7 protein-coding genes are annotated in these 5,742 nt (G+C 57.0%); 2 read left to right on the plus strand and 5 right to left on the minus strand.

Translation table 11 applies throughout. The features are described 5' to 3' along the window. Positions 1-701: polyprenol monophosphomannose synthase (locus ACIQ20_RS15475; RefSeq protein WP_395781869.1), on the minus strand; the 701-nt coding region annotated here is incomplete at its 3' end. A gap of 231 nt (positions 702-932) precedes the next feature. Between ACIQ20_RS15475 and ACIQ20_RS15480 the strand changes: the two genes are divergently transcribed. Next, positions 933-2,129, plus strand: coding sequence for an acetyl-CoA C-acetyltransferase (locus ACIQ20_RS15480; protein ID WP_395781871.1), 1,197 nt, complete (start codon positions 933-935; stop codon positions 2,127-2,129). A gap of 15 nt (positions 2,130-2,144) precedes the next feature. On the opposite strand, the gene ACIQ20_RS15485 is transcribed toward ACIQ20_RS15480, so the two are convergent. From ACIQ20_RS15485 to ACIQ20_RS15495, 3 genes are read right to left on the minus strand one after another with little or no spacing between them, the layout of a single operon-like run. Beyond that, a complete protein-coding gene (locus ACIQ20_RS15485) occupies positions 2,145-2,930 on the minus strand; it encodes an SDR family NAD(P)-dependent oxidoreductase (protein ID WP_395781873.1) in 786 nt (261 codons plus the stop codon). Then, positions 2,923-3,852: an alpha/beta fold hydrolase gene (locus ACIQ20_RS15490; protein ID WP_395781875.1), complete on the minus strand. Its 930-nt coding sequence runs from the start codon at positions 3,850-3,852 to the stop codon at positions 2,923-2,925. The genes ACIQ20_RS15485 and ACIQ20_RS15490 overlap by 8 nt, the downstream gene beginning before the upstream one ends. Further along, entirely contained in the window at positions 3,852-4,829 is a 978-nt protein-coding gene (locus ACIQ20_RS15495) for a VOC family protein (protein ID WP_395781877.1), read from the minus strand. Before ACIQ20_RS15495 ends, ACIQ20_RS15490 begins: the two co-directional genes overlap by 1 nt. A 356-nt stretch (positions 4,830-5,185) precedes the next feature. On the opposite strand from ACIQ20_RS15495, the gene ACIQ20_RS15500 reads away from it, so the two are divergent. Beyond that, complete coding sequence (locus ACIQ20_RS15500) at positions 5,186-5,494, plus strand: hypothetical protein (protein WP_395781879.1); 309 nt, start codon at positions 5,186-5,188, stop codon at positions 5,492-5,494. Here ACIQ20_RS15500 and ACIQ20_RS15505 read toward each other — a convergent pair. Beyond that, the coding region (locus tag ACIQ20_RS15505) for an efflux RND transporter permease subunit (RefSeq protein WP_395781881.1) at positions 5,491-5,742 on the minus strand (252 nt) is incomplete at its 5' end. The genes ACIQ20_RS15500 and ACIQ20_RS15505 overlap by 4 nt on opposite strands.

A 5,742-nucleotide genomic window follows, 5' to 3' on the forward strand; every position in this document is an offset into this window, starting at 1 on the left:
ATGCTGTCGGCTTTGCTCTCACCATTCAGGCGCGAGCGGAACACATAGGGCACCTCAGCGATACGCGGCGGCGTTGGGAGCGAGGCGACAATGTCGAGGAGTATTTTAAATCCAACGCCAGACAGGTGCGGCAACGCGGCCATCAAGGTCTCGCGTCGAATGGCCATGAACCCGCTCATGGGGTCAGAAAGCGGAACCCGCAAAAGCTTCTGACCCAGCCACGTCGCACCTTGCGATGCGCGGTGGCGCAGCTTGTCCCACTCCCCCACACTGCCGCCTTTGGCGTAACGTGTGCCAATCGCAATGTCTGCTTGATCGCTTTCAATGGCGGCCACCATTTTGGGCAAGGCCATCTCATCATGTTGCAGATCACCGTCCACAACGGCCAGGATTGGGGCAGACGTGGCAAGCATGCCTTCGACAACCGCGCTTGAAAGCCCCCTCCTCCCAATACGATGGACTACGCGCACACGGACGTCCTTTTGGCCGATTTCGCGGACGAGGTCTGCCGTTCCATCAGGCGAGTTATCGTCTACAAAAATCGCTTCCCAATGATAGTCAGCGAGTGCGATGGATAATTTATCCAGCAAAGGCACAACATTGGCTGCTTCATTGAACGTTGGAATGATGACCGCAAGCTGTAATGGGGTGGCAACATCGGCCAATTCCGCGTGCTCTGGACGCACCAGTTGCATCAACATACCTAAAACCCCACGACAATAATCTTCTAAGTCAGGAGAGGTATAGCCGCCGCAGGGTTAATGCCCCGTAATCGGATGGGGACATCAAGCTCCTGATTGGCAAAAAACCGTTTGTGAGAGCTCTCCCCGCGCTTAGGCAGACCCCGCACTTAAGCAGACATTTGGTGACAAGGCAGATGGGCTTCTTCTAGAGTGGTGCGGTCAACGCAGTCACGCAGGGAAGGCTTCATCATGAGACGGGCAGCTATCATTAGTCCAGTACGAACCCCGATTGGCAAGTTTCTTGGCGGGCTTAGCTCGGTTCCGGTCGAAACTCTTGCCGCCCATGTGGTCAGAGCGGTGGTATCGCGTAGCGGTATCGACCCGATGTTGATCGAAGACGTTGTGTTTGCGCAAAGCTATGCCAGTGGCGAAACACCCTGTGTTGGGCGCTGGGCGGCTTTGGCGGCGGGGCTGCCGATTGAGGTGCCGGGTATTCAAGTGGACCGCCGTTGTGGTGGGGGTCTGCAGGCTTTGGCCAATGCTGCTATGATGGTTCAAACCGGTGCCGCCGATGTGGTGCTGGCTGGCGGCGTGGAAAGCATGAGCAATGTGGAATTTTATACCACCGCCATGCGCGGCGGCGCGCGCGCCGGCAGTGTCACCTTGTATGACCGCCTGGAACGCGGCCGCGAGCGGTCCCAACCTGTTGAACGCTTTGGCGTGATCCCCGGTATGATCACGACGGCCGAAAATCTGGCTGCAGATTATGCGATTAGCCGGGAGGCTTGCGATGAATTTGCCGCCGAAAGTCAGGTCCGCGCGGCACGTGCTTGGGCGGAAGGGCGATTTGACGATGAGATTGTCGCCGTCCCCATTCCCCAGCGCGGCGGTGAGCCGATCTCTCTTAGCATGGATGAAGGCATTCGCGCCGATACCACAGCCGCCTCGCTGGCAAAGTTAAAGCCAATGGTGTCAGGCGGGGTTTGCACGGCAGGTAATTCGAGCCAGCAAAATGATGCGGCCTCTGCCTGTCTTGTCGTGGCCGAAGATCGCTTGGCGGAGCTCGGCTTAACCCCATCAGCCTTCTTTGTCGGCTGGGCAGCGGCCGGGTGCGAGCCTTCCCGCATGGGGATTGGGCCTGTCCCCGCTGTCCACAAGCTGTTCGCCAAGACAGGTTTAGCGTGGGGCGACCTAGGACTTATTGAACTAAATGAAGCCTTTGCCGCACAGGTTCTAGCAGTTCTCAAGGGCTGGGATTGGGATGACCGTTCTATTCTCAACGTCAATGGTTCAGGTATTTCGCTGGGCCATCCCATCGGAGCGACGGGTATGCGGATTATGACCAGTCTGGTGCATGAGATGCAGCGCAGGCAGGTCCGCTATGGCTTGGAGACGATGTGCGTTGGCGGCGGCCAAGGTATTGCTGCGATTTTTGAGCGGGCTTAGACGCCATCTAGAAGACTAGCGCGCCATGGTTCCGCCATCGACGGGCACGATTGTGCCTGTCATGAAGGAGGCCTGATCGGAGATCAGGAAGGCGAAAACATTGGCGATCTCCTCTGGTTCAGCATAGCGGCCCATAGGCACGCCTTGCGTGAAAATCGGCCTGGCAGCTTGTGGGTCGCCCGGCATGACGGAGCGCTCGGCATAGGCCATCATTTCGGTGTCGGTTGGCGATGGACAGACAGCGAGTACGCGAACCCCACTTGCCGCATAATGCACGGCAGCGGACTTCGTCATGCCGACAACGGCATGTTTGCTCGCGGTATAGGCAAAGATATTGCCACCGCCGCTCAGCCCGCTGATAGACGACACATTGACGATGACGCCCCTGCCCTGTTGGCTTAGGTGCCGTCCAGCATGTTTCAGGCCCAGATAAACGCCGCGCGCATTGATCGCCATGACGCGGTCGAAGTCTGCATCCTCATAGCGAGACACAGGCAGAGCGGGGCCAGAAATCCCGGCGTTCGAAAATAGAAAGTCCAAGCGCCCAAATTGCGCAAGTGCGCTTTTGACCGCCTCTTGCCACGCCTCACTTTGCGAGACATCACCGATAAAAGCGTTGATCTTGACGGTGTCTGGTGTCGCAATGGTTTTGATCTCTTCTGCCCAAGCCGGATCAATATCCCAAGCCAAGACATGCACGCCTTCTTCGATCATGCGGTCAAGTGCTGCCCGCCCGATGCCGCGAGCGGCACCGGTAATAATCGCAACACGCCCTTGTAACCCGAGACTGACTTTAGACATATTGCTTTCCTTGCTCGAGAAACGTGTGAATGGCCTCGGCCACAGAAACTGGGTCATCGCGCAAGGGATTGTGCCCAATCCCTGGCAAGCGCATGACGGTTAGTTGGGTAAAATAGGTGGCCATGGAATCTCGGGTTTTGGTGGTAAAGACTGTGTCCGTCTCGCCCCAAATCAAGAGGGTCGGTGCCTCAATCGTCCAATCCCCATCTTGGACCCATGCGGGCAACTCAGGGCCAATTGCAAGATCAAACGGGCTTGCCCGATACCAGTCAATGGCCGCCCGCCAGCGATCGGGGTCTGACCAAGCAGCTTGATAAAGGGCGGCCTCACCTGGGCCCATCCGGCCATCTGTTTGCGCCTGCTGGAACCAATTCTTGAAGGGATTGCTGTTGGGTTCCTTCAGCCAAGCCGCCTCGAGCGCACCCGATGTTAGGCTTGGCATATAGGCCGATGCAGTCCTCTGATCTGGATCAGTCACCAGTGCCCGCTGAAGAGCTGCAGGATGAACGGCATTGATCAGGACCAGCTGGGCGACATGCTCTGGATAAATGGCTGCAAACCAAGTTGCGATCACCCCGCCCCAATCATGGCCGGCCAGTACCACTTTCCCGCTCGGAGAATTGGCAAGAACGAGCTGACGGATATCCTCCAGCAGTATTGCTGGGGCATAGTCCTCCACCCGTTGAGGCTTATTCGAGAGATGATAGCCGCGCTGGTTTGGCATAACATAAAGCCGGTCTGTCGGCAGGTGTGTGATCACCCGACCCCATACTGACCAGATGTCGGGAAAGCCGTGCAAGCACAGCATCGGCGTCTTGTCGCTTAAGGATGACCCTGCTCGCACGACATGCAACTTGAGTCCCTGAATGGTCTGGAACCCAGCGTCGAAAGACGCCCAATCAGGCTCTTGTGTCCCGACCATCAGCCCGCCTGCCCATGGGCGCGAGAGCGATAAAGTTGCGCGACAAGGCGATCAATCTCGGCAGGTAAATCCCGTCCGGTGACTTGGTCTAACGACAGATGTTCATGGCCGGGCAAAACCTGAAGAAGCTCGAAAACATTGCCGTCGGGGTCGCGGGCATAGACGAAGCGAACGGCACCATTGCTTTTAGGGGCGCCATGGAAACGCACACCATCTGCCAGCAAGCGCTGATATTCTGCGTCCAGATCATCGACTTCTAGGGCGAAATGGCTCCAGCCATGTTGCGACGTGTCGACGGATGGTCTCAGCTCGGTTTCTGGCTGATGATACTGCCAGAACTCTAGTGTCAAAGGCCCGGCTTTCACCCACGCTCCGTCAAAGACAATGTTTTCAAGGCCGGCGACAACATCATATTTTGCCTCAGGTCCGAAGTGACCAGAGCTATGCACCGGTGTGCCTGTAACCATTGTGTAGAAGGCGGTTAGGCGTTTGATGTCTGGGGTTACAATCGCGACATGCGCGAACCAAGGCGGTCCGGTGATCGAGGCCGCATAAGGCAGGCCCTCTAACTCCACAATATTGTCTTCCGGGTCACGGATATAGCAATAGAGATTGCCGGTCCCCAAACCCGAGGGACGTGCGTGGCTTTTGGCCCCTGCGGCGAGGAAATCATCATAGAGTTGATCCCCATCAACGGCTTGGATGCAGATATGGCGAATGCCAGCGTGATATACTTCCGGTGAACTGGCAGGTGTCACAGGACTGGCAAACTTAAACAATTCTAAGAAGCCTGTCGGGCCGCGTAAGAGCGCCACTTCGCATTCACTATCATCCACCGCCATCATGGCGCGAAGATCGGCGCGATTGGGAACCCGAAAGCGGCTCACCACATCGAAGGCTTTTGCGGTTTTGTAAAAGCCTATCGCGGCGTCGAGATTGGCGACGCTAAGTCCTGCGTGGTGCAATCCCTTGATCATGCTGAAGCCCTTTGGCTATGATTTTCCAAACTCGCCCCTCACTTGGTCTCGTTATCGTCAAACGTACTGGAGACCGGAGGCCCGTCAAGCGCAAAGCGCGAATGGTCTCCACGGATTAGCCCCCAATCCATCCGACCGACCGCCTGTACCCCTAATCTTAGCCCCATGAACAAGAAACCCAGAAAACTCGCCCTATGCCCGGTGTGCCTGAGCCCGATTGCCGTGTGAAGCCGGAGGTCAGGTCTTTCAAAAGGCTTGAAACAAAACTCGCGGGTTCTCCTTGAGTGAGATTTAAACCCACTCTTTAAAGGTCTTTACGTACTAGGTGGGGGAAACTTCACCACCGAGGAGGGCTCATGATCTTCCCTTGGGCACGCGTACTTATTTCAGCCGGGGCGCATGGTTTGCGTTGTATTCCAGGCCAGTCCGTTAATTTGGCCCACCTCATCTGGCGCACACCACGCGCCCCGGCCCCTCTATCTGGTCACCCCCGCCGGGTTTTTCTTGGCGGGGCTATGGGTGTTGGTTGGGAAGCCCTTCTCCTCACTGGGGTCGACCTATGGGTCGACGGTTGGGGTGAGCCTAGCGGGATTGGCGTGCGGGAAGATCGAAGCCGGGTGACGGGCCTTGGTGCGAAATTTCGGCCACATCGAATGGAAGACTAGATGGTTGCCTTCTCAGCAGCGACCTCTTCTTTGCGCGCCGTCAGATAATACATAACGGGTGTTGCAATCCGCGACAGGAATGTTGAGCTGACGAGGCCGCCGATGATGGCGATGGCCATGGGTGAATAGAGGCCAGATTGCTCTAACGCCAGAGGAAGAAGACCACCGATAGCGGTGACACTGGTCAAGAGGACGGGCAGGAACCGCACCTCCCCTGCCCGTTCAATCGCTTCCATCAACCCAACGCC

This window comes from Aquidulcibacter sp., assembly GCF_044346625.1.
Lineage (GTDB): Bacteria > Pseudomonadota > Alphaproteobacteria > Caulobacterales > Aquidulcibacteraceae > Aquidulcibacter.